Origin of the sequence: Streptomyces sp. NPDC048269, assembly GCF_040652395.1 — a bacterium.
In the GTDB taxonomy this organism is placed as follows: domain Bacteria; phylum Actinomycetota; class Actinomycetes; order Streptomycetales; family Streptomycetaceae; genus Streptomyces.
The window spans coordinates 17,714-39,901 of the sequence record NZ_JBEZLW010000030.1; the positions used below are offsets into that span (position 1 = coordinate 17,714).

Consider the following 22,188-nt stretch of genomic DNA (forward strand, 5'->3'; position numbering starts at 1 on the left):
CGCGCGGAAACGCCACAGCCCCCGCCCGGACGGGGGCGGAGGCTGCGGCGAGTTCAGGACGGGCCGGGCGGCCAGGGGTCAGGCGGCCACGGCCACCGGCTCCCGCGCGGCGGCGGGCTCGTCCAGCGGGGAGGCCGAAGCGGTCGCGTAGGCCTCCTTGTCCAGTATTCCCTCGCGGGCCGAGACGATGACCGGGACCAGGGCCTGACCGGCCACGTTGGTGGCGGTGCGCATCATGTCCAGGATCGGGTCGATCGCCATCAGCAGGCCGACACCCGCCAGCGGCAGGCCCAGCGTGGAGAGGGTCAGCGTCAGCATGACCGTCGCGCCGGTCAGACCGGCCGTCGCGGCCGAGCCGATGACCGAGACGAAGACGATGAGCAGGTACTCCTTGATGCCCAGCTGCACGTCGAAAATCTGCGCGATGAAGATCGCGGCGAGCGCCGGGTAGATCGCGGCGCAGCCGTCCATCTTGGTGGTGGCGCCGAACGGGACGGCGAAGGAGGCGTACTCCTTCGGGACGCCGAGGCGCTCGGTGACCTTCTGGGTGACCGGCATCGTGCCGACCGAGGAGCGGGAGACGAAGGCCAGCTGGATGGCCGGCCAGGCGCCCTTGAAGAACTGCAGAGGGCTGACCTTGGCGACGGTGGCGAGCAGCAGCGGGTAGACGCCGAACATCACGAGGGCGCAGCCGACGTAGATGTCGGCGGTGAAGGTCGCGTACTTGCCGATGAGGTCCCAGCCGTACGTGGCGATCGCGGTGCCGATCAGACCGACGGTGCCGATCGGGGCGAGGCGGATGACCCACCACAGGGCCTTCTGGAGGAGCTCCAGGGCGGACTCCGCGAGGTCGAGGACCGGCTTGGCCTTGCCGCCCAGCTGGAGGGCGGCGATGCCGGCGACGACGGCCAGGAAGACGATCTGGAGGACCTTGAGCTCGGTGAACGGCGTGACGATGTCCGTCGGCACGATCCCGGTCAGGAAGTCGATCCAGGAGCCGGCCTTCTTCGGCTCCTTGCCGTCGGCGGCGGTGAGGCCGGTGCCTGCGCCCGGGTCGGTCAGCAAGCCGATCGCGAGGCCGATGCCGACCGCGATCAGCGATGTGATCATGAACCAGAGCAGCGTGCGGGAGGCGAGCCGTGCGGCGTTGTTCACCTTCCGCAGGTTCGTGATGGACACCAGGATGGCGAAGAAGACGAGCGGGGCGATGGCCAGCTTCAGCAGCTGGACGAAGATGTCGCCGACCTTCTCCAGCGTGGTGCCGAGCCAGCTGACGTCCTGGCTGCGGGCTATCCACCCGAAGAGGACGCCCAGGGCCAGACCGGCGATGATCTGGGCCCAGAAGGGGAACTTGAACGAGGACGAGGCCTTGGCGGGGGCCTGGGGGGTCGCGGACACGGACACTCTCCGGAGATGGCGCACGAAGACAGGGGAAGTTCTGCGGTGGTGACGCGGTGCGGCAGCCGCCAGGAAGGGCCGGCCGGGACCGCCAGGACCGCTGCTGGATCGTTTCAGCTCAACAGCAACAGGCCGCGGACACGCGGCGGCAGAGGTCGACGTGCAGGCGCGACACGAGCGGGACGCTCGCGGTCATCGGGTGCGCAGCTGTGGTCGACATGTCGAACACGCTAACACTTCTCCTTTGGGAATCTCAAAGGCGTTCTTTGAGTCAGGCCGCGCGAGGCCCCCGGGCTCTCCTCCGCTCGGCGCCGCAGGGCCCCGGAAAAACCGAACGCCCCAGCGTTACGGGCGGTAGTCCCGTCGCTGGGGCGGTTCGGTGTGTGATGAACCCAACTGGGCTGTTTACGAGTTCGCGCGCGCCGCGTCGTCGGCCAGGTCCTCCTGGCTGCGGTTCTCGGCGAGCTTCTGCTTCGCACCCGCGACGCGGCCGGAGATCTGCTCGGACATTTCGTCGCGCTGCTTGCGCAGGAGGACGAAGGAGAGCGGGGCGGACACCACGAGGGCGAGCAGCACGACCCAGGCGAAGTTCGCGTCCCCGAGCCCGGCGGGCACCCAGCCGAGGCGGACCAGGCCCGCGACGACGACGAGGCACCCGACGAAGATGCCCAGCCGCATCGCGGTGTAGCGGATCGTTGCGCTCGGCTTGAGGGACACGGTGACCCCTTCTCTCTCGTCGTGGTCGTACGGCGGCACGTGCCCGTCCAGTGAAGCACGCCGGGACGCCGCCTCCGCCCGCTGGGGTCAGCGCAGCGGCAGCAGCATCGTGATGTCGTCGCGGTCGTCGCCCGGGGTCACGCGGATGGCGTCGGGGACGCGGCCGACCTCCTTGTAGCCGCAGGCCGCGTAGAAGTGCTCCAGGCCGTGGCCGCCGCGGGCGCCGAGGCGGATCGCCTCGATGCCCTCGATCGAGCGGGCCGCCTCCTCCACCGCGGCCATCAGACCGCGTCCGCCGCCCTTGCCCTGGTGGCGGGGGTGGACCATCACCGTGTACACCCACAGCCAGTGGAGCTGGAGACGGTGCGTGTTGTGGGTGAGGAAGGCGGTGGCGGCGACCCGTCCCTCCTCGTCGTGCCCGACGACCAGGCGGCTGCCCCCGTCGGCGACGGCGGCGAGCTGACGGATCAGCGCCGGGCGGATGTCGTCGGCGGTGACGGGGGGTACGAAGCCCACCGCGCCGCCCGTGTTGGACACGTCCGTCCACAGACTGAGGATCCCCGCGCGCAGGGCGGGGTCGACGACCGGATCCAGAGTGAAGGTAATAGACACAACCCTATGCTACCTATTACATAAATCCGGGTCCAGAGAACCGCCGGGGGCAATGCCAGGTCAGGAAACGCCGGGGCCGGAAACGCCGGATCCGGAAACGCCGGAGCCCCGATCCGGCCGGATCGGGGCTCCGTTGTCGCAGGGCAGACCGTGAGGTCAGAGGCGCATCGCCTGCGGCGCCTCCCGCAGACCCGCGTCCGGGCCGGGGTACTCGCGGATGATCTCGTAGCGCGTGTTGCGCTCGACCGGCCGGAAGCCCGCCTCGCGGATCAGCTCCAGCAGGTCCTCGCGGCCCAGCTTGTTCGGGGTGCCGTAGTTGTCCGCGTCGTGCGTGATCTTGTACTCGACGACCGAGCCGTCCATGTCGTCCGCGCCGTGCTGCAGCGCGAGCTGGGCGGTCTGCACGCCGTGCATCACCCAGAAGACCTTGACGTGCGGCACGTTGTCGAAGAGGAGGCGGGACACCGCGAAGGTCTTCAGGGCCTCGGCGCCCGTCGCCATCGTCGTCCGCGCCTGGAGCTGGTTGCGGACCTTGCCGTCCTGCATGTCCACGAAGTCGTGCTGGTAGCGCAGCGGGATGAAGACCTGGAAGCCACCGGTCTCGTCCTGGAGCTCGCGCAGCCGCAGCACGTGGTCCACGCGGTGGCGCGGCTCCTCGATGTGCCCGTACAGCATCGTCGAAGGGGTCTTGAGGCCCTTCGAGTGCGCGAGCCGGTGGATGCGCGACCAGTCTTCCCAGTGGGTGCGGTGGTCGACGATGTGCTGCCGGACCTCCCAGTCGAAGATCTCCGCGCCACCGCCGGTGAGCGACTCCAGGCCGGCCTCGATCAGCTCGTCCAGGATGTCGGAAGCCGACATCCCGGAGATCGTTTCGAAGTGGTGGATCTCGGTCGCCGTGAACGCCTTCAGCGAGACGTTCGGCAGCGCCTTCTTCAGCTCGGAGAGCGAGCGGGGGTAGTAGCGCCACGGCAGGTTCGGGTGCAGGCCGTTGACGATGTGCAGCTCGGTGAGGTTGTCGTTCTCCATGGCCTTGGCCAGGCGCACGGCCTCCTCGATGCGCATCGTGTACGCGTCCTTCTCGCCCGGCTTGCGCTGGAACGAGCAGTACGCGCACGACGCGGTGCACACGTTCGTCATGTTGAGGTGGCGGTTGACGTTGAAGTGCACGACGTCGCCGTTCTTGCGCGTCCGCACCTCGTGGGCGAGGCCACCGAGCCAGGCCAGGTCGTCCGACTCGTAGAGGGCGATGCCGTCCTCACGGGTCAGCCGCTCGCCGGAGCGGACCTTCTCCTCCAGCTCGCGCTTGAGCCCAGCGTCCATCAGCCGGTCGCCTCCTCTAGAAACCTGTCCTGCAACCCGACCAACCGTACTCTCAGCCTTCCTCGGGCAGTTCCCCGACCCGGTTCTCCCACTTCGTGGAGAGCACGATGGTGGTACGGGTGCGCGAGACGCCCTTGGTGCCGGAGAGCTTGCGGATGATCTTCTCCAGGCCGTCCACGTCGCTGGCGCGCACCTTCAGCATGAAGGAGTCGTCACCCGCGATGAACCAGCAGTCCTCGATCTCCGCGAGGTCGCGCAGCCGCCGGGCCACGTCCTCGTGGTCCGCGGCGTCGGAGAGGGAGATGCCGATCAGCGCCGTGACGCCGAGGCCGAGTTCGGCCGCGGCCACCGTCGCGCGGTAGCCGGTGATGACGCCGGCCGTCTCCAGCCGGTTGATGCGGTCGGTGACGCTGGGGCCGGAGAGGCCCACGAGACGGCCCAGCTCCGCGTACGAGGCACGACCGTTCTCGCGAAGTGCCTGGATGAGCTGCCTGTCCACCGTGTCCATTACGTGGAGCCTTCCATTATTCGGCGATCCTGCAAGTTTAGGTATAGAATCTAAGGCACACAGGGTCAACGCCCTGTGAATCTTTCAACAGATCAATGACGATCTTCAGGAGTGGTTCACCGTGTACACGATCGAGATGGCCTACGCACACATGCGACAGCTCCAGGAGCTGGCCAACCGATCCCGTGCCCACCAGCCCGCCGCCGCCTACCGCGTCGACAAGACCCGCAAGCCGGTCCGGGCCAAGAAGGCCTGACCCGGGGGCGAGTTCCTCCCCCGGCTACCGCTGGGGGTGCCCCCTGATTTCTCCCTCCCAACGGCGGTACAGCCGGTGCGGCACCCCTGCCGCGTCCAGCACCCGCCCCGCGACGAAGTCCACCAGGTCCTGGATGTGCGTCGCGCCCGCGTAGAACGCCGGAGAGGCGGGCAGCACGATCGCGCCCGCCTCGTCCAGCGCCACCAGATGCTTCAGCGTCTGCCCGTTCAGCGGGGTCTCCCGTACCGCGACCACCAGCCGGCGCCGCTCCTTGAGCGTCACGCTCGCGACGCGCTGGAGCAGGTCCTTCGACAGTCCGAGCGCCACCCCTGCCACGCAGGCCGTGGACGCGGGGACGATGAGCATCCCCTTGACGGGGTACGAGCCCGAACTCGGCCCGGCCGCCAGGTCCCCGGCGCCCCAGTACCGGACATCGCCCTCGAAGGGCGGGAAGGTCCCCGGCTTGCCGTCGGCGCCGTACGTCAGCCACTGCGTCAGATCGTCGCGCCAGTGCGCGTCACGGAAGGCGATCCCGGTCTCGTCCAGCAGGGTGAGGCGCGAAGCCCGGCTGACCACCAGGTCGACGCTCTCCCCCGCCGCGAGCAGCCCGCGGAGCACCGCCGCCGCGTACGGCGTCCCGGACGCCCCGGAAACCCCGACCACCCACGGGGTGCGCTTGCGCTCAGTCATACCTCCGAGACTATCCGGCCACCACGGGCGGGCACTCGCTATGGTGGCCGCACGTTCCAGGGGGTGGGACGCACGACGAGGGGAACGACCGTGAGCACGGCTCAGGACACCTGGACACAGGCCGACCGCGCGAAGGCCGCGGCCAAGCTGATGCTCGGCTGGGTGACCCTGCTGTGGGTGATCGAGGTCATCGATCTCGCCACCGGGCACGCGCTGGATCCGTACGGGATCACCCCGCGCGATGCCGACGGACTCGGCGGCATCCTCACCGCCCCGTTCCTGCACTTCGGCTTCGCGCACGTGGCTGCCAACAGCGTCCCGCTGCTGATCTTCGGCTTCGTCGCCGCGCTCAGCGGCATACGTCACTTCCTTGCCGCCAGCGCCCTCGTGATCCTCGGGGACGGGATCGGCGTCTGGCTGATATCCCCCTCGCACACCAACACCGCCGGCGCCTCGGGCCTGGTGTTCGGCCTCTTCGGCTACCTCGTGGTCCGCGGTTTCGTCGAGCGGAAGGTCCTCGGCATCGCGGTGGGAGTGGTGATCGCTGCGATCTGGGGCGGCTCCTTCTTCCTCGGCATGCTGCCGACGAACACCGAGGTCAGCTGGCAGGGCCACCTCTGCGGCCTCGCGGCCGGCGTGCTGACGGCCCTGTTCTTCCGTCGGCCGGCCCGCGGTGGGGCGCTCCCGGTCTAGAAGGTCAGGCCGCGGGCCACCAGGTCCGCCAGGGCGCACACGAACAGGGCGATGCCGATGAAGCCGTTGACCGTGAAGAAGGCGCGGTTCAGGCGGGACAGGTCGTGCGGCTTCACGATGGTGTGCTCGTAGCAGAAGGCGCAGGCGACGATCACCAGGCCCGACCAGAACAGCACCCCCGCCTCCGTGGCGAGTCCGTACCAGACCAGCAGGGCCGTGGTCACGACGTGCGCGCCGCGAGCACCCCAGAGCGCGGCCGGGACGCCGAAGCGGGCCGGGACGGACTTGACGCCCTCCGCTCGGTCCGCGGCCACGTCCTGGGAGCCGAAGATCAGGTCGAAGCCGCCGATCCACACGCCCACCGCGAGTCCCAGGATCACCGCGTCCCAGGACCACTCGCCGGTGACCGCCAGCCAGGCGCCGACGGGGCCGATCGCCTGGGCCAGGCCCAGGATGGCGTGCGGGAAGTTCGTGAACCGCTTGCCGTACGGGTACACCACCATCGGGACCACCGCGACGGGCGCCAGCGCCAGGCAGAGCGGGTTCAGCAGTGCCGCCGAGCCGAGGAAGACGGCGAGCGCGATCCCGGCCCCGGTCCAGGCGGAGCGGACGGAGACCGCGCCGGTGACCAGCTCGCGGCCGGCCGTACGCGGGTTCCGGGCGTCGATCTCGCGGTCGATGATCCGGTTGGCGGCCATCGCGAAGGTCCGCAGGCCCACCATGCAGACGGTGACGAGCAGCAGCTTGCCCCAGTGCACGTTCCGGTCGAGCTGGAACATGGCGGTGAGCGCGGCGATGTAGGCGAAGGGCAGCGCGAAGACCGAGTGCTCGATCATGACGAGCCGCAAGAAGGCCTTGACCTTGCCGGTGGCCTGCGGCGCGGGGCCGGATCCGGGTCCGAGCACACCGTCGGCGGTGGTCATCATGCGAGGCTCCGGCGGAAGTCTTCGAGGTCGGCGCGGAGTGCGGCGACGGGCGCCGGAGGGATCTCCAGGGTGAGCGGGGCCGGTTCCTCGCCCTCCGGCGGGGTGATGTGGACCTGGAAGCCGCAGGCCTCGCCGCCCGGGCCGGGGCGGGCCTGCAGGCGGAGCACCTCGCCCGCCGCGACGATGAACGGGCCGGTCTCGAAGGACAGCTCGGCCAGCAGCCGGTCCGCGAAGTCCTCCGCCTCCGCGTCCCGCAGGCCGGGCAGCTCGAAGCCGCCGCCCTCGTCGCTGTCCTGGTCCCACATCAGCGCCCAGACATTGCCGGGCCCGGCGAACTCCTCGGCCGACACCCCGGCCTGCTCGGCGGCCAGCCGGACGTCCGGGTCGGCCGGGTCGAGGCCCGGGCGCACGAGGGCCACGTACGTCGTGTCGGTGCCGATGAAGAGGGCAGGACCGCCCATGGCGACGGGGCTCACAGTCCGTACTCCTTCCAGCGGCGGTCCACGAGGGCGGCGGTCGCCGGGTCGGACTCGACCATGTCGGGCCAGCCGCCGTCGCGGGTGTACCCCTCCTCGGGCAGCTTCTTCGTCGCGTCGATGCCCGCCTTGCCGCCCCAGAACTGCTGGTACGAGGCGTGGTCGAGGTGGTCCACCGGTCCCTCCACGACGGTCAGGTCGCGGGAGTAGTCGGTGTTGCCCAGCGCCCGCCAGGACACCTCGTGCAGGTCGTGGACGTCGCAGTCGGCGTCCACCACGATGATCAGCTTGGTCAGCGACATCATGTGCGCGCCCCAGATGGCGTGCATGACCTTCTGTGCGTGCTTCGGGTACTTCTTGTCGATCGAGACGATCGCGCAGTTGTGGAAGCCGCCCGACTCGGGCAGGTGGTAGTCCACGATGTCCGGCACGATGATCTTGAGCAGCGGGAGGAAGAACCGCTCCGTCGCGCGGCCCAGCGGCCCGTCCTCGGTCGGCGGGCGGCCGACGACGATCGACTGGAGCAGCGGACGCTTGCGCATCGTCACGCAGTCGATCTTCAGTGCGGGGAAGGGTTCCTGCGGGGTGTAGAAGCCGGTGTGGTCGCCGAAGGGGCCCTCCGGGAGCATCTCCCCCGGCTCCAGCCAGCCCTCGATCACGACCTCCGCGTTGGCCGGGACCTGGAGCGGCACGGTCTTGCAGTCGACCATCTCGATCCGCTTGCCGGCGACGAAGCCGGCGAACAGGTACTCGTCGATGTCGCCGGGCAGCGGAGCGGTCGACGCGTACGTCACCGCGGGCGGGCAGCCGAAGGCGATCGCGACGGGCAGCCGCTCGCCGCGCTTGGCGGCGACCGCGTAGTGGTTGCGGCTGTCCTTGTGGATCTGCCAGTGCATGCCGATGGTGCGCTTGTCGTGCCGCTGGAGGCGGTAGAGGCCGAGGTTGCGTACGCCGGTCTCGGGGTGCTTGGTGTGGGTGAGGCCGAGGTTGAAGAAGGAACCGCCGTCCTTGGGCCAGGTGAAGAGGGCCGGCAGCCGGTCGAGGTCCACGTCGTCGCCGGTGAGGACGACCTCCTGGACGGGCGCGGAGTCGCCCTTCACCTTCTTCGGCGGCACGTGCACCATCGAGCCGAGCTTGCCGAAGGCCTCGCGCACACCGACGAAGCCCTGCGGCAGCTCCGGCTTCAGCAGCCCGCCGATCTTCTCGCTGATCTCGCCGTACGACTTCAGGCCGAGGGCCTTCAGGAGCCGGCGGTCGGTGCCGAAGACGTTCATGGCCAGCGGCATCGCCGAGCCCTTGACGTTCTCGAAGAGGAGGGCCGGGCCCCCCGCCTTGTTCACTCTGTCGACGATCTCCCCGATCTCCAGGTACGGGTCGACTTCGGCCTTGATGCGCTTGAGGTCGCCCTCCCGCTCCAGAGCCCGGAGCAGCGAGCGGAGATCGTCGTAAGCCATAGGGGTCAGTATCCGTCACCAACTACCCTGGAAGCGTCACCGGGGCCCGTCGTGGGCCCGCCGCCACTGCCCGGGAGTCGGTCCCACACCGTGCTGCGCTATCTGCCTTTCCTGCTGATCATCGCGCTGACCATCTACGCCTTCATCGACTGCCTGAACACCCCGGAGGAAGAGGTCAAGCACCTCCCCAAGGTGGTCTGGGTGATCATCATCCTGCTCTTCTCCATCGTCGGACCGGTGGTGTGGCTGGCCGCGGGCAAGAACCGGGCCCCGGTCGGCGGTGGCCGGGGGCGCCGGGCGCAGTGGGTCGCGCCCGACGACAACCCGGAGTTCCTGAAGTCCCTGCGCGACGAGCAGGAGAAGAACAAGGACACGGGCAAGGACAAGGACTAGGACGAGGTCCGGGCGCTCACCGGGCCCAGGGAAGGACGCGGGTGCCCTCGGTGCCCGGGACGGGCGTGCGGCCGGTCTGGGGAACGGCCGGGTGTGCGGCCGGGCTCGTGAGCGGCAGGGCGTGCGACCGGACTCGTGAGCGGCAGGGCGTGCGACCGGACTCGTGAGCGGCAGGGTTACGCCCTGGACAGGGACGCGTAGTCCTCGCGCAGCTCGTCCCGGCGGGCACCCGTCCAGGTGATCCAGTCCACCGGCCGCCCGGCCAGGGCGGACTCCAGCAGTTCGAAGTGCTCGTGCCATACCGCCAGGCAGTCCAGGGCGTCCGGCGAGTCCCGGAAGTCCGCGCGCCCGGCCTCGTCCGGGCCGGCTCTCTCGGTCCCGCCGCGCTCGGTCCCGCCGCGCTCGGTGATGAACCGGATCACCGTCGAGTCGGTCCCCACCGCCTCCAGGTGGAAGCGGATCCGCTCGTCCCCGCCCACCGTGTACTCCACGACCCGCTCGACGTCCCACGCCGTGACACGGCCGGTGTCCAGCATGGGGCTGCCCAGCTGGTGCCATGTGACCGCCCCGCCGAGCCTGCGCTCCAGGACCTCCGCCTCGGCCAGCCAGCCGCGCAGCCCCTCCCGCGTGGTCAGGGCGGGCCACAGCTCCTCGTACCCGTACGGCAGGTGCAGCTCGAAGCGGATCCGCAGGCGGCCTTCGCCGGGGCTCTCGCTGGTGCCATGGCTCACAGGAGGCATGACACCAGCGTCCCACTCCCGCCGGTCAGACGCCCGCGTACGAGTGCTTGCCGCTGAGCAGGATGTTCACGCCGTAGTAGTTCCAGATCCAGCAGGCGAAGGCGAAGAGCGCGAGGTACGCGGCCTTGCGGCCCTTCCAGCCGGCCGTGGCGCGGGCGTGCAGGTAGCAGGCGTAGGCCACCCACGTCACGAAGGACCAGACCTCCTTGGGGTCCCAACCCCAGTAGCGGCCCCAGGCGTCGCCCGCCCAGATCGCGCCCGCGATGATCGTGAAGGTCCACAGCGGGAAGACGGCCGCGTTGATCCGGTACGAGAACTTGTCGAGCGAGGCCGCCGAGGGCAGCCGCTCCAGCACCGAGGTGCGGAACTTGCCCGGCTTGCGGCCCGCCTCCAGGTGGCTCTCGTAGCTGTCGCGGAACAGGTAGAGGACCGCGCCCGCCGCACCGATGTAGAAGACGGCGCCGCAGAAGATCGCGGTGGAGACGTGGATCCACAGCCAGTACGAGTGCAGGGCCGGGACCAGCTGGTCGCTGTCGGTGTAGAGCCAGGTCACGGCGATGCCGAGGTCCAGCAGGACCGTGGTGACCAGGATCAGGCCGAGCCAGCGGACGTTCTTCTTCAGGGCGAGCAGCACCAGGTACGCGCCGACGGCCACCGTGGAGAAGGTGAGCGAGAACTCGTACATGTTGCCCCAGGGGGCCCGCTGCACCGACAGCGCGCGGGCGACGACGCCTGCCGCCTCGATGAGGAAGGCGAGCGCGGTCAACGAGATCGCGATCCGCCCGTACAGGTCGCCCTGCTCGGTGCCTCCCGCGGCACCCGGGCCGTCGGGCACGTCGCGCCGGCCCACGGCGGAGCGGGTGACGACCTTCGGCTTGTCGAGGACGGCGGTGCTGCCCGCCGCGCCGCGTACCTGCACGGCCGGGGCGGCGGCGCCGTCGCCCGCGGTCAGTGCGGAGGCCGTACGGGCCACCTTGCTGCGGCTGCCGAAGGTCCACTCGGCGATGTGCGCGAAGAAGGCGAGCGTGTAGACCGCCATCGACGAATAGACCAGGTAATTGCTGATCTCAGCCAGATTCTCGTTGGCTGCGGCTGCGAGCGGCGTCATCCGCGCTCTCCTTCAGGGGTTTCTTCAACAGGTTCAGGCGCAGTCGGCGCCTGCTGGTGCAAGTGGTCGGCGAGCTCCGCCAGCTCCTGCGGGAGCCTCGCGGACTCGCTGCGGCCGAGGCCCGCCATCTCCACGACGGTGACACCGTCCTCGCCGCGCACCGCGCGGACCCAGACCCGGCGGCGCTGGATGAACAGCGATCCGGCCAGGCCCGCGATGGCGGCGATCGCGCCCGCCAGGGCCAGGCCGCTGCCGGGCTGGTGGGTGACGGAGAAGGTGGCCCACCGCTCGATGCCCTCGAACTTCACGGTGCCCGCGCCGTTCGGCAGGACCATCGATTCGCCGCGCGCCAGCTTCTGCTTGAACAGCTCGCCCGACTCGTCCTTGAACGACTCCATCTTGGAGGTGTCCAGCTGGTACACGTTCTGCGGCAGGCCCGAGTCCACACCGAGGCTGCCGTGCCAGGCACTGAGCATGAGCCGCGGATTGATCAGCTCCGGGAACTGCGAGAACATCACGCCCTGGCCCTCGCCGGCGAAGGTCGGCACGAAGACGGCGTTGAAGCCGAGCTGCTCCTTCTTGCCGTCCTTGTCCTTGTAGCCGTCGGTGACCTTGACGGCTCCGGTGGAGGTGAGGTTGCCGTCCTGCGGGAGCATCGGCACGGCGTCCTTGAAGATCACCTTGCCGCTGGGGTCGGTGACCGAGAGGACGGGCGCGTAGCCGTGCCCGAGCAGGTAGACCTTGGAGCCGCCGACCTCCAGCGGCTCGTTGACCTGGATCTCGCGCTTCTGCGGCTTGCCGTCCGGGCCGTCGCTGAAGGTGACGTACGCCTTGAAGTCGCGCGGGGTGCCCCTCTGCGGGCCGGACATCTCGTACGTGGCGTCGAACCTGTCGAGGGTGAACGAGAAGGGCGGCAGGTCGTCGGGGTCGAAGAGGCTGCCGTACTTGAAGTCGTCGTACTGGGTGAGCGTGTTCGAGAAGCCGCTGCCGCGCAGGACGAGCTTGCCGCCCTCGGACTTGAAGTACTGCCCCCAGGCGAAGGCCACCAGCATCACGATCAGCGCCACGTGGAAGGCCAGGTTCCCGGCCTCGCGCAAGTAGCCCTTCTCCGCGGCGACGGAGTTCCCGCCGCCCGCCTCGGTGCGGAAGCGCCGCCCGCCGAGCAGCGTCCCCGCGTACGAGAGCACCTCGTCGGGGGACTTCTCCGTACGCCACGTCGTGTAGGCGGGCAGTCGGTCCAGGCGCTTGGGGGCGCCCGGTGGGCGGCCGCGGAGCTGACCCACGAACTGCCAGGACCGCGGCAGGATGCAGCCGATCAGCGAGATGAACAGCAGCAGGTAGATCGCGGAGAACCACACCGAGCTGTAGACGTCGAAGAGCTGGAGCTTCTCGGCGACGCCCACCCAGGACGGGTTGTCCCTCTTCCAGACGGCGACCTTCATCGCGTCGACGTTGGTCTGCGGGATGAGGGAGCCCGGGATCGCGCCCAGGGACAGCATGAAGAGCAGGATCAGCGCCACCCGCATGGAGGTGAGCTGCCGCCAGAACCAGCGGGCCCAGCCGATCACCCCGATGCCGACGGCCGGCCCGGTGGGGCTGTCCTCCGACGGGGCGGTGGAGAGCTGGGCGCCGGCCGCGGCCTCGGCGGGGTCAGCCGTGGCGGACTCGTGCGGCGCCTCGGTGGACGCGTTGTCGGTCGTACTCATGTCCGTGTAGTCCTCAGATCCCCACCGTGAAGGTTTGGGTCCAGCTCTGCATGTCGCTGACGATGCTGTCCCACATTCCTGTGACGAGCAGCAGACCGGTCAGGATCAGCATGCCGCCGCCGATGCGCATCACCCACGCATAGTGCTTCTTCACCCAGCCGAACGCGCCGAGCGCCTTGCGGAAGGCGATCGCGGCGAGGATGAACGGCAGGCCGAGGCCCAGGCAGTAGGCGACGGTCAGCAGCGCGCCCCGGCCGGCGCTCGCCTGGTCGAGGGAGAGCGTGGTGACGGCGGCGAGCGTCGGGCCCATGCAGGGGGTCCAGCCGACGCCGAAGAGCACGCCGAGCAGCGGGGCTCCGACCAGGCCCGCCGTCGGCTTCTTGTGGAAGCGGAACTCCCGCATCGTCAGACCCGGGATCGCCCCCATGAAGAAGAGGCCCAGCAGGATCACCAGGCCGCCCAGGACCCGGGAGATGATCTCGTTGTTCTCCCGGAGGGTCTCGCCGAAGTAGCCGAAGAGCGCGCCGGTGGAGACGAAGACGGCCGTGAAGCCGGCGATGAACAGGAGGGCGCCCGCCAGCATCCGCCCGCGCCGGGCCTCGGCGAGGTCGGCGCCGCTGACGCCGGTCACGTAGGAGAGGTAGCCGGGGACCAGCGGGAGCACGCAGGGCGAGAAGAAGGAGACCAGCCCGGCGAGGACCGAGATGGGCAGCGCCAGCAGCAGCGCTCCGTTGAGGACGGTGGTGTTCACGCCGGTCGCTCCGGCGGCGAGCACGTACTCGACCACGAGGTCACCGCTCCGCGAGGATCGGGTCGATCATCGAGCGGAGTTCCTCCTCGCTCACCGCGGACAGAGTGCGGGCGGCGACCCGGCCCTCCTTGTCGAGGATGATCGTGGAGGGGATCGCGTTCGGGTTGAGGGTGCCCTTGGGGAAGCGGAGCATAAGCTTCCCTACGGGGTCGAACAGGCTCGGGTAGGTGATCCCGAAGTCCTGTTCGAAGGAGGCCGCGCTCTGCTTGCTGGTGTCGCGGGTGTTCATGCCGACGAAGGCGACGTCCTTGCCGGCGTCGGCCAGCTCCTTGGACACCTTCGCGAAGCCCGGCGCCTCGGCCCGGCACGGCGGGCACCACGAGCCCCAGACGTTGAGGACGACGACCTTGCCCTTGAGGGTGGTGGTGTCGAGGGTCCCGCCGTCGACGGTCTCGCCGTCGAGCTTCGGGGCCTCGTCCCGCTTGCCCTGGGCCACCCTGGAGATGCCGCTCGGGCCGGTGACGTAGTTGCCACCGGAGCCGGTCGACTTGCCGCCGTCGTCCGAGCCGCCGCAGGACGTCAGGGTCATGACGCCCGCGACGGTCACCGCGGTCAGCAGGGCGGCACGGCCGCTGGTCGAGCGGCGGCTACTTCGACGGACAAGCGCGCGGCTAAGGCTCATGTGAAAAGTTTCGCATGAGCAATTTGTGGATCTACCGCACCCCCCGGTGGGGTGCGGGCGCCCTGGTCAGGCGGCGGCGAGGTACGAGGCCCAGCCGACGGCGGGCGACTCGCCGGGGCCGAGGGCGCGGAGCTTGTCGAGCACCTTGGGGTCCTGGACGTCCAGCCAGTCGGTGAACTGCCGGAAGGACACGAGCCTTACATCCCTTTTGTCCGCCATGCCCTTGAGGGCTTCCTCGACGGCGTCCATGTAGATGCCGCCGTTCCACTCCTCGAAGTGGTTGCCGATGAAGAGGGGCGCGCGGTTGGTCTCGTAGGCCCGCCGGAAGCCGCCGAGGTAGGTGGCGGTGGCCTGGGTGCGCCAGCCCGGGTAATTGGCGGGCACGCCCCTGGTGGTGTTCTTCGACTGGTTGGCGAGGATGTTGTAGTCCATCGACAGCACCTCGAAGGAGTGCCCGGGGAAGGGCAGGGACTGGAGCGGCAGGTCCCAGACGCCCGACCTCTTCACCGGCCAGACCTGCAGGCCGCCGGGCGAGCTGGAGTCGTAGCGCCAGCCCAGCTTCTGGGCGGTCGGCAGCAGGTTGTCCCGGCCGAGCAGGCACGGAGTGCGGGCGCCGGTCAGTTCCTTGCGGTAGTCGAAGGGCAGGGGTTCGAGGTCGGTGAAGCCGGTGTTCGTACGCCAGTTGGTGACGAACGACACGGCCTGGTCGATCTCGCTCTGCCAGTCGTCCGGGGTCCACTTGCCCACCGATCCGGAGCCGCCGCAGAAGTGGCCGTTGAAGTGGGTGCCTATCTCGTGCCCGTCGAGCCAGGCCTGGCGGACGTGCGTGAGGGTGGAGCGGACGTTCTCGTCCTTGAGGTAGCCGATGTCCGAGGCTCCGACGGTATTGTTCGGCGGCCGGTAGAGGCCGCTCTTCGACTCGGGCAGCAGGTAGAGGCCGGAGAGGAAGAAGGTCATCGCCGCGCCGTGGTCCTTGGCGAGCTTGAGGAAGCGGGGGAAGAGGCCGTTGCCGACCTCCCCCGCCCCGTCCCAGCTGAACACGACGAACTGCGGCGGGGTCTCGCCCGGCTGGAGGGGCACGGGCTTGGCGGGCTGGTTGGGCTGCGGCCCGGTGTCGGCGGTGGAGCCGTCACCGATCGGCCTGGCCGCGGGCCTCTCCCCGGGCTTGGGGTTCTTGACCGGCCCGGGTTTACCCAGCTCGGCCCTGCTGCCGCCGCCCAAGCCGCAGCCGGCGATCCCGGCCGCGGCCACGGCCGTGGCCGCGGCGCCGAGTCCGAGGCCGAGCAATCCCCTTCGGCTGAAGTCGCGCATGTCACCGTCCCGTCGTCAGACCCAAAGCCCATCTTCCGTTATATAAACGGACAATTAGCCTGGGCTTGTGTGCTGACACGGTGATTCCCGCGCGTCTTGTATTTATTTAGGTAAAGCTGTAACAGATCGTCACAGGAAGTGGCTCAACGGGAGCGGCCCACGGCTCACGGGCCATGGCCCACGGCTCATGGGCCACAGCTCACGGCCCACGGATCAGGCGCCGAAAGCCTTGGACTTCCCCTTCACCGGCTTCGCCCCGGCCAGCAGGTGCGCCGGCACCAGATCCCGGGCCGGCTCGCTGTAGCCCACGGACACCAGCTGGTCGCCCTGGAACGTGAAGGACGTCATCGAGGCGAGCGTGCACTGGCGGCGGCGCGGGTCGTGCCACAGCCGGCGCTTCTCCGCGAAGCTGCGCACGATCCAGATCGGCAGCTGGTGGCTGACCGCCACCGCCTCGTGGCCGCGGGCCGCGTCACGCGCGGCCTCCAGCGCGCTCATCATCCGGACCACCTGCTCGACGTACGGCTCGCCCCAGGAGGGCTTGAACGGGTTCGTCAGGTGCTTCCAATTGCCGGGCTTGCGCAGCGCGCCGTCGCCGACTCCGAAGGTCTTGCCCTCGAAGACGTTCTCCGCCTCCAGCAGCCGCCGGTCCGTCGCCACGTCCAAGCCCTGGATCTTGGCGATCGGCGCTGCCGTCTCCTGCGCCCGCTCCAGCGGGGAGGACACCACGTAGGTGATGTCCCGGTTCTCCAGGTGCTCCGCGACCCGGTCGGCCATCTGCCGGCCCAGCTCGGACAGGTGGTAGCCGTCCCGGCGCCCGTAGAGGACCCCGTCCGGGTTGTGCACCTCCCCGTGGCGCACCAGGTGCACGACGGTGATCTCGCTGCTGCTCATGCGGTGGCCTCCGCGGCGGCCCGGGCGGCGGCCGGCAGGGCCGCCGCGATCCGCTCGACCGCGCGCTCGTCGTGGGCGGTGGACACGAACCAGGACTCGAAGGCGGACGGCGGCAGGTAGACGCCCTGCGCCAGCATCGAGTGGAAGAAGCCGTTGAAGCGGAAGGACTCCTGCTTCTTGGCGTCGTCGTAGTTGCGGACCTCGTCCTCGGTGAAGAAGACGGAGAACATGTTGGACGCGGTCTGCAGCCGGTGCGCCACGCCCTCCTTGGCGAGCGCCGCGGTGACCAGGCCCTGGATCTCCTTCGAGACCGCGTCGACCTTCTCGTACGCGGCCGCGTCCAGCAGGCGCAGCTGCGCGAGGCCCGCGGCGGTGGCGACCGGGTTACCGGAGAGCGTGCCCGCCTGGTAGACCGGGCCGGCCGGAGCCAGGTACCCCATGACGTCCGCGCGGCCGCCGAAGGCCGCGGCCGGGAAGCCTCCGCCCATGACCTTGCCGAAGGTCATCAGGTCCGGCTTGACCCCGTCGACGCCGTACCAGCCGGCACGGCTCGTACGGAAACCCGTCATGACCTCGTCGGAGATGTACAGGGCGCCGTTCTCGCGGCACAGGTCCGCGAGCCCCTGGTTGAAGCCCTCGGCCGGGGTCACGACGCCCATGTTGCCGGGCGCGGCCTCGGTGATCACACAGGCGATCTCGCCGGGGTGCGCGGCGAAGGCCGTCCGGACCGCGTCCAGGTCGTTGTACGGCAGGACGATCGTGTCGCCGGCCTGCGCACCCGTGACACCGGGGGTGTCCGGCAGCGCGAAGGTCGCGAGCCCGGAACCGGCGGCGGCCAGCAGCGCGTCCACGTGGCCGTGGTAGCAGCCCGCGAACTTCACGACCTTGGCCCGGCCGGTGAAGCCGCGCGCCAGCCGGATCGCCGACATCGTGGCCTCCGTCCCGGAGGAGACGAGCCGCACCTGCTCGACGGGCTCGATCCGCGCGACGATCTCCTCGGCGAGCGCGACCTCGCCCTCGCCGGGCGTGCCGAAGGAGGTGCCGCGGGCGACGGCCGCCTGGACGGCCTCGATCACCTCGGGGTGGGAGTGGCCGAGGATCATCGGTCCCCACGAGCACACGAGGTCGACGTACTCCCGGCCGTCGGCGTCGGTGAGGTACGGACCGGTGCCGGACACCATGAACCGGGGCGTACCGCCCACGGCGCGGAAGGCGCGCACAGGAGAGTTCACGCCGCCGGGGGTCACGAGGGAGGCGCGCTCGAAGAGCGTCTGCGAAACTGGGGCTTCATACGGGTACGGGTTGCTCACACCTGCCATGGTCTCAGAGGCCGCGACAGACTTGCGGACGGGCGTTTCACCGCGCCGCCGCGGGGGAGGTCACTGCCATGATGATCAGGCTGCGTGGCGGGGGCCGCGGGGCCGGGGCAGGCAATACCAGTCGGGTGGAGATATGCAACGCGGTGGTGGACCGGGCGAGGGTACGGACGGCCTCGATCCGCAGCGCGCCCGCGAAGCCCGCGAAGCACGCCGCCGGGGCAAGCACCGCCGCCGCTCCACCGAGGCGCCGGACGCGATCCCGGAGCCCCTGGAAGCGCCGGACGGCCTGCCCAGGGGCCGCGGCATGGGCGTGACCTACAAGTACTTCGGCGCCCCGGACGGCGCCACGGCGGCCCGGGTCCCGGTCACGATGCGGCCGGAGGAGCTCGGCGGAGACGAACTGGGCATGGGCGGCCTGTTCACCAAGATCAAGCCGGAGACGATGGCCGCGATGGTCCTCACCGGCATCGAGGGGATACCCCTGCACCAGGTGCCCCCGCTGGAACTGGTGGTCCTCCACCCCGACTACGCGGTGGTCAAGCTCCCGATGACGGTGGTCGACCCGCTGCGCGGCATCGGCGAGGAATCGGTGGGCGCGGCCGCGTTCATCTGGTCCACGGTCCCGGACCGCGGCGGCCCTCGTGACGCGTTCAACGTCTACCAGCTGCTCCACGAGTGGCAGGACTTCTCGCACCGCCTCCACGAGGCGGGCCACCAGCCGTACTGCCTGGTCTGGCCCTGACCGCGTCTGCCTCTGTTTCTGACCGCGTCCGGTCCTGACGCGCGGGTCGGCCTCGCGCGTCAGCCCTGCGCGGCGTCAGCCCTGCGCGGCGTCAGCCCTGCGCGGCGTCAGCCCTGCGCGGCGGGGCGGTAGAACTCCAGGGCGATGTTGTCCGGATCCCGGAAGTTGAGATGGAGTCCGGACGGGTCCTCGACGATGCCCGTGTGCGCGATCTCCTGCTCGTCCAGCCGGGACTCCCAGGCCTCCAGCGCCGCACGGTCCGCGACGTGGAACGCGCAGTGGTCGAGGCCGACCCGGGCCGGGTCGAAGACGTCCGCCTGGTTCGTCGACGCGTGCCTGCGGAAGCCGAGGACGAAGGCGGGGGAGGCGATGGCCACGAACGGACCGTACTCGTCCTCCATGTCGACGACCGTCTGCGTGTCCAGCAGCTGGTTGTAGAACTCCGCGCTGCGTTTCACATCACTCACCGTCAGGGCGAGGTGCCCGATTCCAAGGGCTTCAGGCATGGACGCCACCTCCTCTCGGTGGTGCACTGTCTCCCTTCCGATGCTACGCCGGGCGCCTTTCACGAGCCGTGGGCGTCTGGCAGCCTGGGCGGATGGAATCCGTACTGCTGACTCCCTGGGGTGACGGGGACTTCTGGCTGCTGGAGCGCAAGAACGAGCCCGCCATGACCGCGCACCTGGGCGGCCCCGAGCCGGCCGAGAAGCTCGCCGACAGGCAGCAGCGCTACGAGGCCCTGAGCGCGCGGGAGCCGGCGGCCGGGCGGATGTTCCGGGTGAGCGCCGACGGCGCCGGTGTCGGCTCGGTCGGCTTCTGGGAACGGGAGTGGCGGGGCGAGCCGGTCTACGAGGCGGGCTGGGGCATCCTGCCGGAGTTCCAGGGCCGCGGCCTGGCGGTGGCTGCGCTGGCCGAACTCCTCGCCTACGTCCGGCGCCACGGCACGCGCGACACCGTCCACGCCTTCCCGGGCACGGACCACCCTGCGTCCAACGCGGTCTGCCGCCGGGCGGGCTTCGAATGTCTGGGCGAGGTCGACTTCGAATACCCGCCCGGGGTCCCGCACCCGAGCTACGACTGGATCTACCGGATCCGGCCGGGGAAACACGGGTAACGGCGGTCGGTCCCGGTGCTGAGCGGCCCCGACCGAACGAGCTGGTCGGGGGCCGTTCGCTGGCGGTGGGTGGGGATTTGAACCCACGGTGACTTGTGCCACGAACGGTTTTCGGCATCGAAGCACCAGGTCAGGGGCTCATCCGCAGTGCGATTCGGGCCCCTGAGCGGATCTGGGGGCTGCCCGGGAAAATGGGAGAGGGGATCTCGGTCAGCGTCTCCCGCCCAGCGGAAGGCAGTGAGCCCAGAAGGGCCGAACTCATGATCATCTTTGGCACCAGGGTATATCTGTACCAGCTCGCGATAATCACGCTGACGTGCCGTCACTGCGGCAACCCTGCCGCGCACACGCTCACGAAGCACGTCGCCAAGTTCACGCTGTTCTTCGTGCCGCTGTTCCCCTTCTCGACGAAGTATGCGACGCAGTGCACCTTCTGCGGCATGGAGCAGGAAGTGCCCAAGGAGTGGGCCGAGCAGTCGCAGGCACACGCTGCAGGCACTGCCGGCGGTGAGCCGTACGGGCAGTGGCAGCAGTCGTACCAGCACCCCGGAGTCTGACTCCAAAGTTTGTGCCGGCCGCGACCATGGCGCGGGGCGCCCGTTGGTCCGGCGGCAGACACCGAACGTGCGCGTACGGCCTACCGGCACCGGCCCTGCCCCCACCACAACCGAACGACCCGTTTCCGCGTCCTTCTCGCAGAGCCCTCTCCGGCCAGCCGGTACGGAGCAGCGCCAACCCTGGAGGGGCATCATCGCCACGCTCACGCCTGACCGGTCCGACCAGACCGTACGGCCCCGTCGGCGGGCCCGGATCGGCACGGCGCTGCTGGGCGGGGTGGCGGGTGTCCTGTTGACCGTCGCACTCATGACGGTGCTGTGGTGGCCGCGGACCGAGGTGACGTACCGCAGCAGCGCGCCCTCGGCAGTGGTCTACGAGGACCAGTGGCCGCACTCCCTGGGGCTGGTGCACGAACACACCCTGTCGGGGCGGCACTCCTACAGGATGGTGATAGGCCGGGATTCCAGCGTGTCCTACGGACACTGGGTGGAGATCGACCCCTACCTGGGAGCCAAGGGGATCGAATCCACCACGTGGACGGAGTCCGGAGTACGCGTCCGCTTCCCGACCGGCCACGAGGTCTTCGTCCCGGCCCGCTTCTTCCAGTACGGCAGGTGACCCCGCGAGACCGTTAAGGCCTGTTCCGAACCGGCCCCCGACCCGCCCCCGGTCCGTGGGATCCGTGGGATCCGTGGGATCCGTGGGATCCGTGGGATCCGTGGGATCCGTGGGATCCGTGGGATCCGTGGGATCCGTGGGATCCGCTGGCCCCGGACCGGGACCGACCCCCGCCCCGCGGACCCTAGCCCCGGACCCGGACCGACCCCCGACCCCCGACCCCCAGCCCCGGACCCGGCCCACGCCGGTCAAGCACCCGCCGGGGGACACCTCACACGGTCAGGACGATCCGCCCGCGCGTCCCCGGAGTCGCCAGGTGGGCGTGGGCCTTCGGGGCGTCCGCGAGCGGGAAGGTGTCCCCCACCCGGAGGGTGAGCCCGCCCGCGTCGACCAGGGACACCAGCCGGGCCAGCTGCTCCCCGTCGGGGGCGACCTCCTGCTCCTCGATCCGGATGCCGCGCTCGGCGGCCGGCGCGGCGCCGGGGATCACGCCCACGTAGACCCCGCCGTCCCGGACGAAGGCCAGCGCGGGCTCCCCCAGGACAGCCGTGTCCAGGACCCCGTCCACCGGCCCGGCCGGAGCCTCGCCACGCGGGACGAACGCGGCCGCGCCCAGGGACCGTACGAGCGCCTCGTCCCCGGCGCCCGCTAGGGCCGTCACCACGAGGCCGGCCCTTGCGGCGAGCTGGACCGCGAGGCCGCCGACGACGCCCGCAGCGCCGGTGACGAGCACCGAGGACCCGGGGGCGAGACCCAGCAGGTCCACCGCCTGTGCGGCGGTGAGCCCGCTCAGCGGGAGCGCCGCCGCGGCCACGGCGTCCCCGCCGGAGGGTGCCGCCGCCACGGCGGAGGCGTCGAGCACCACGTACTCCGCGTGCGTGCCCAGCGGCTTGACCGCCCCGTAGTGCAGCCCCACGACCCGGTCGCCCGGGCTCCAGCCGGTCACCCCCGCGCCGGCCTCGGCTATCTCCCCGGCCACGTCCCAGCCGAGCCCTAGCCGCTGCCCGGCGCCGCCGAAGACGCCGGCCCGGACCGCGCCGTCGACCGGGTTGATCCCGGCGGCCAGCACCCGGATCCGGACCTGGCCAGCCGCGGGCCGGGGCACGGGCACCTCGGCCAGCTCGACCCGCTCCGGCCCGCCGAACTCGTTCACCACGGCCGCCAGCATCGTCGTCTGCTCACTCATGTCGTCTCTCCCCGTT

26 protein-coding genes are annotated in these 22,188 nt (G+C 70.3%); 7 read left to right on the plus strand and 19 right to left on the minus strand.

The annotated features are described in order from the left end of the window. Positions 1–78: 78 nt before the first annotated feature. From AB0D48_RS26360 to AB0D48_RS26380, 5 genes are all read right to left on the minus strand, one after another. The gene (locus tag AB0D48_RS26360) at positions 79–1,404 is read right to left on the minus strand and encodes a dicarboxylate/amino acid:cation symporter (RefSeq protein ID WP_362401786.1); all 1,326 of its coding nucleotides are present in this window, start codon (positions 1,402–1,404) and stop codon (positions 79–81) included. Between the two features lie 399 nt (positions 1,405–1,803). Continuing rightward, positions 1,804–2,076 (minus strand): DUF4229 domain-containing protein, encoded by a 273-nt coding sequence (locus tag AB0D48_RS26365; protein WP_362401986.1) that lies wholly within the window; start codon positions 2,074–2,076, stop codon positions 1,804–1,806. A 126-nt stretch (positions 2,077–2,202) separates the two neighbouring features. Then, the gene (locus AB0D48_RS26370; RefSeq protein ID WP_362401789.1) at positions 2,203–2,727 is read right to left on the minus strand and encodes a GNAT family N-acetyltransferase; all 525 of its coding nucleotides are present in this window, start codon (positions 2,725–2,727) and stop codon (positions 2,203–2,205) included. A 156-nt stretch (positions 2,728–2,883) separates the two neighbouring features. Beyond that, a complete protein-coding gene (mqnE, locus tag AB0D48_RS26375) occupies positions 2,884–4,047 on the minus strand; it encodes an aminofutalosine synthase MqnE (RefSeq protein WP_362401792.1) in 1,164 nt (387 codons plus the stop codon). A gap of 52 nt (positions 4,048–4,099) precedes the next feature. Beyond that, complete coding sequence (locus AB0D48_RS26380; RefSeq protein WP_031145086.1) at positions 4,100–4,555, minus strand: Lrp/AsnC family transcriptional regulator; 456 nt, start codon at positions 4,553–4,555, stop codon at positions 4,100–4,102. A 121-nt stretch (positions 4,556–4,676) separates the two neighbouring features. Between AB0D48_RS26380 and AB0D48_RS26385 the strand changes: the two genes are divergently transcribed. Then, the gene (locus AB0D48_RS26385) at positions 4,677–4,811 is read left to right on the plus strand and encodes a hypothetical protein (protein WP_362401796.1); all 135 of its coding nucleotides are present in this window, start codon (positions 4,677–4,679) and stop codon (positions 4,809–4,811) included. Positions 4,812–4,835: 24 nt separating this feature from the next. Here the strand turns inward: AB0D48_RS26385 and AB0D48_RS26390 are convergent, their stop codons facing one another. Continuing rightward, positions 4,836–5,501 carry a UbiX family flavin prenyltransferase gene (locus AB0D48_RS26390; RefSeq protein ID WP_362401799.1) on the minus strand — a complete coding sequence of 222 codons (666 nt, stop codon included), beginning with the start codon at positions 5,499–5,501 and terminating at the stop codon, positions 4,836–4,838. A 150-nt stretch (positions 5,502–5,651) separates the two neighbouring features. On the opposite strand from AB0D48_RS26390, the gene AB0D48_RS26395 reads away from it, so the two are divergent. Further along, complete coding sequence (locus AB0D48_RS26395; protein ID WP_362401989.1) at positions 5,652–6,194, plus strand: rhomboid family intramembrane serine protease; 543 nt, start codon at positions 5,652–5,654, stop codon at positions 6,192–6,194. On the opposite strand, the gene mqnP is transcribed toward AB0D48_RS26395, so the two are convergent. The 3 genes from mqnP to AB0D48_RS26410 are packed head-to-tail and all read right to left on the minus strand — an operon-like array spanning position 6,191 to position 9,050. Continuing rightward, positions 6,191–7,117, minus strand: a complete 927-nt coding sequence (gene mqnP, locus AB0D48_RS26400) for a menaquinone biosynthesis prenyltransferase MqnP (RefSeq protein WP_362401992.1) — start codon at positions 7,115–7,117, stop codon at positions 6,191–6,193. The two genes, AB0D48_RS26395 and mqnP, sit on opposite strands and share 4 nt — an antisense overlap. Beyond that, on the minus strand, positions 7,117–7,596 hold the full coding sequence (locus tag AB0D48_RS26405; protein ID WP_362401802.1) for a hypothetical protein: 480 nt from the start codon (positions 7,594–7,596) through the stop codon (positions 7,117–7,119). The genes mqnP and AB0D48_RS26405 overlap by 1 nt, the downstream gene beginning before the upstream one ends. Further along, positions 7,593–9,050: a menaquinone biosynthesis decarboxylase gene (locus AB0D48_RS26410; protein WP_362401804.1), complete on the minus strand. Its 1,458-nt coding sequence runs from the start codon at positions 9,048–9,050 to the stop codon at positions 7,593–7,595. The genes AB0D48_RS26405 and AB0D48_RS26410 overlap by 4 nt, the downstream gene beginning before the upstream one ends. Positions 9,051–9,140: 90 nt before the next feature. Between AB0D48_RS26410 and AB0D48_RS26415 the strand changes: the two genes are divergently transcribed. Next, the gene (locus AB0D48_RS26415) at positions 9,141–9,443 is read left to right on the plus strand and encodes a PLD nuclease N-terminal domain-containing protein (protein ID WP_362401806.1); all 303 of its coding nucleotides are present in this window, start codon (positions 9,141–9,143) and stop codon (positions 9,441–9,443) included. Between the two features lie 176 nt (positions 9,444–9,619). Here AB0D48_RS26415 and AB0D48_RS26420 read toward each other — a convergent pair whose 3' ends face one another. The 8 genes from AB0D48_RS26420 to hemL all read right to left on the minus strand — a co-directional run bounded on the left by AB0D48_RS26420 (position 9,620) and on the right by hemL (position 17,954). After that, the gene (locus AB0D48_RS26420) at positions 9,620–10,183 is read right to left on the minus strand and encodes an SRPBCC domain-containing protein (RefSeq protein WP_362401809.1); all 564 of its coding nucleotides are present in this window, start codon (positions 10,181–10,183) and stop codon (positions 9,620–9,622) included. A gap of 25 nt (positions 10,184–10,208) precedes the next feature. Next, entirely contained in the window at positions 10,209–11,291 is a 1,083-nt protein-coding gene (gene ccsB, locus AB0D48_RS26425; RefSeq protein WP_362401813.1) for a c-type cytochrome biogenesis protein CcsB, read from the minus strand. Then, positions 11,288–12,997 carry a cytochrome c biogenesis protein ResB gene (locus tag AB0D48_RS26430; protein WP_362401815.1) on the minus strand — a complete coding sequence of 570 codons (1,710 nt, stop codon included), beginning with the start codon at positions 12,995–12,997 and terminating at the stop codon, positions 11,288–11,290. Before AB0D48_RS26430 ends, ccsB begins: the two co-directional genes overlap by 4 nt. Before the next feature lie 13 nt (positions 12,998–13,010). After that, the gene (locus tag AB0D48_RS26435) at positions 13,011–13,784 is read right to left on the minus strand and encodes a cytochrome c biogenesis CcdA family protein (RefSeq protein WP_362401818.1); all 774 of its coding nucleotides are present in this window, start codon (positions 13,782–13,784) and stop codon (positions 13,011–13,013) included. Positions 13,785–13,788: 4 nt separating this feature from the next. Further along, positions 13,789–14,430 (minus strand): TlpA disulfide reductase family protein, encoded by a 642-nt coding sequence (locus AB0D48_RS26440; RefSeq protein WP_362401821.1) that lies wholly within the window; start codon positions 14,428–14,430, stop codon positions 13,789–13,791. Between the two features lie 66 nt (positions 14,431–14,496). After that, complete coding sequence (locus AB0D48_RS26445; RefSeq protein ID WP_362401824.1) at positions 14,497–15,741, minus strand: hypothetical protein; 1,245 nt, start codon at positions 15,739–15,741, stop codon at positions 14,497–14,499. Between the two features lie 213 nt (positions 15,742–15,954). Next, entirely contained in the window at positions 15,955–16,635 is a 681-nt protein-coding gene (locus AB0D48_RS26450; protein ID WP_362401827.1) for a histidine phosphatase family protein, read from the minus strand. Then, positions 16,632–17,954, minus strand: a complete 1,323-nt coding sequence (gene hemL / locus AB0D48_RS26455; protein ID WP_362401830.1) for a glutamate-1-semialdehyde 2,1-aminomutase — start codon at positions 17,952–17,954, stop codon at positions 16,632–16,634. Before hemL ends, AB0D48_RS26450 begins: the two co-directional genes overlap by 4 nt. Positions 17,955–18,258: 304 nt before the next feature. Between hemL and AB0D48_RS26460 the strand changes: the two genes are divergently transcribed. Further along, a complete protein-coding gene (locus AB0D48_RS26460; protein ID WP_362401995.1) occupies positions 18,259–18,696 on the plus strand; it encodes a hypothetical protein in 438 nt (145 codons plus the stop codon). 107 nt (positions 18,697–18,803) lie between these two features. On the opposite strand, the gene AB0D48_RS26465 is transcribed toward AB0D48_RS26460, so the two are convergent. Next, the gene (locus AB0D48_RS26465; RefSeq protein ID WP_362401832.1) at positions 18,804–19,202 is read right to left on the minus strand and encodes a VOC family protein; all 399 of its coding nucleotides are present in this window, start codon (positions 19,200–19,202) and stop codon (positions 18,804–18,806) included. A gap of 92 nt (positions 19,203–19,294) precedes the next feature. On the opposite strand from AB0D48_RS26465, the gene AB0D48_RS26470 reads away from it, so the two are divergent. From AB0D48_RS26470 to AB0D48_RS26480, 3 genes are all read left to right on the plus strand, one after another. Further along, positions 19,295–19,810: a GNAT family N-acetyltransferase gene (locus AB0D48_RS26470; RefSeq protein WP_362401835.1), complete on the plus strand. Its 516-nt coding sequence runs from the start codon at positions 19,295–19,297 to the stop codon at positions 19,808–19,810. A gap of 260 nt (positions 19,811–20,070) precedes the next feature. After that, positions 20,071–20,367, plus strand: a complete 297-nt coding sequence (locus AB0D48_RS26475) for a zinc-ribbon domain-containing protein (protein ID WP_362401838.1) — start codon at positions 20,071–20,073, stop codon at positions 20,365–20,367. A gap of 292 nt (positions 20,368–20,659) precedes the next feature. Then, on the plus strand, positions 20,660–20,986 hold the full coding sequence (locus tag AB0D48_RS26480; protein ID WP_362401841.1) for a hypothetical protein: 327 nt from the start codon (positions 20,660–20,662) through the stop codon (positions 20,984–20,986). 271 nt (positions 20,987–21,257) lie between these two features. On the opposite strand, the gene AB0D48_RS26485 is transcribed toward AB0D48_RS26480, so the two are convergent. Next, the gene (locus AB0D48_RS26485; protein WP_362401998.1) at positions 21,258–22,154 is read right to left on the minus strand and encodes an NADP-dependent oxidoreductase; all 897 of its coding nucleotides are present in this window, start codon (positions 22,152–22,154) and stop codon (positions 21,258–21,260) included. Positions 22,155–22,188 lie beyond the last annotated feature (34 nt).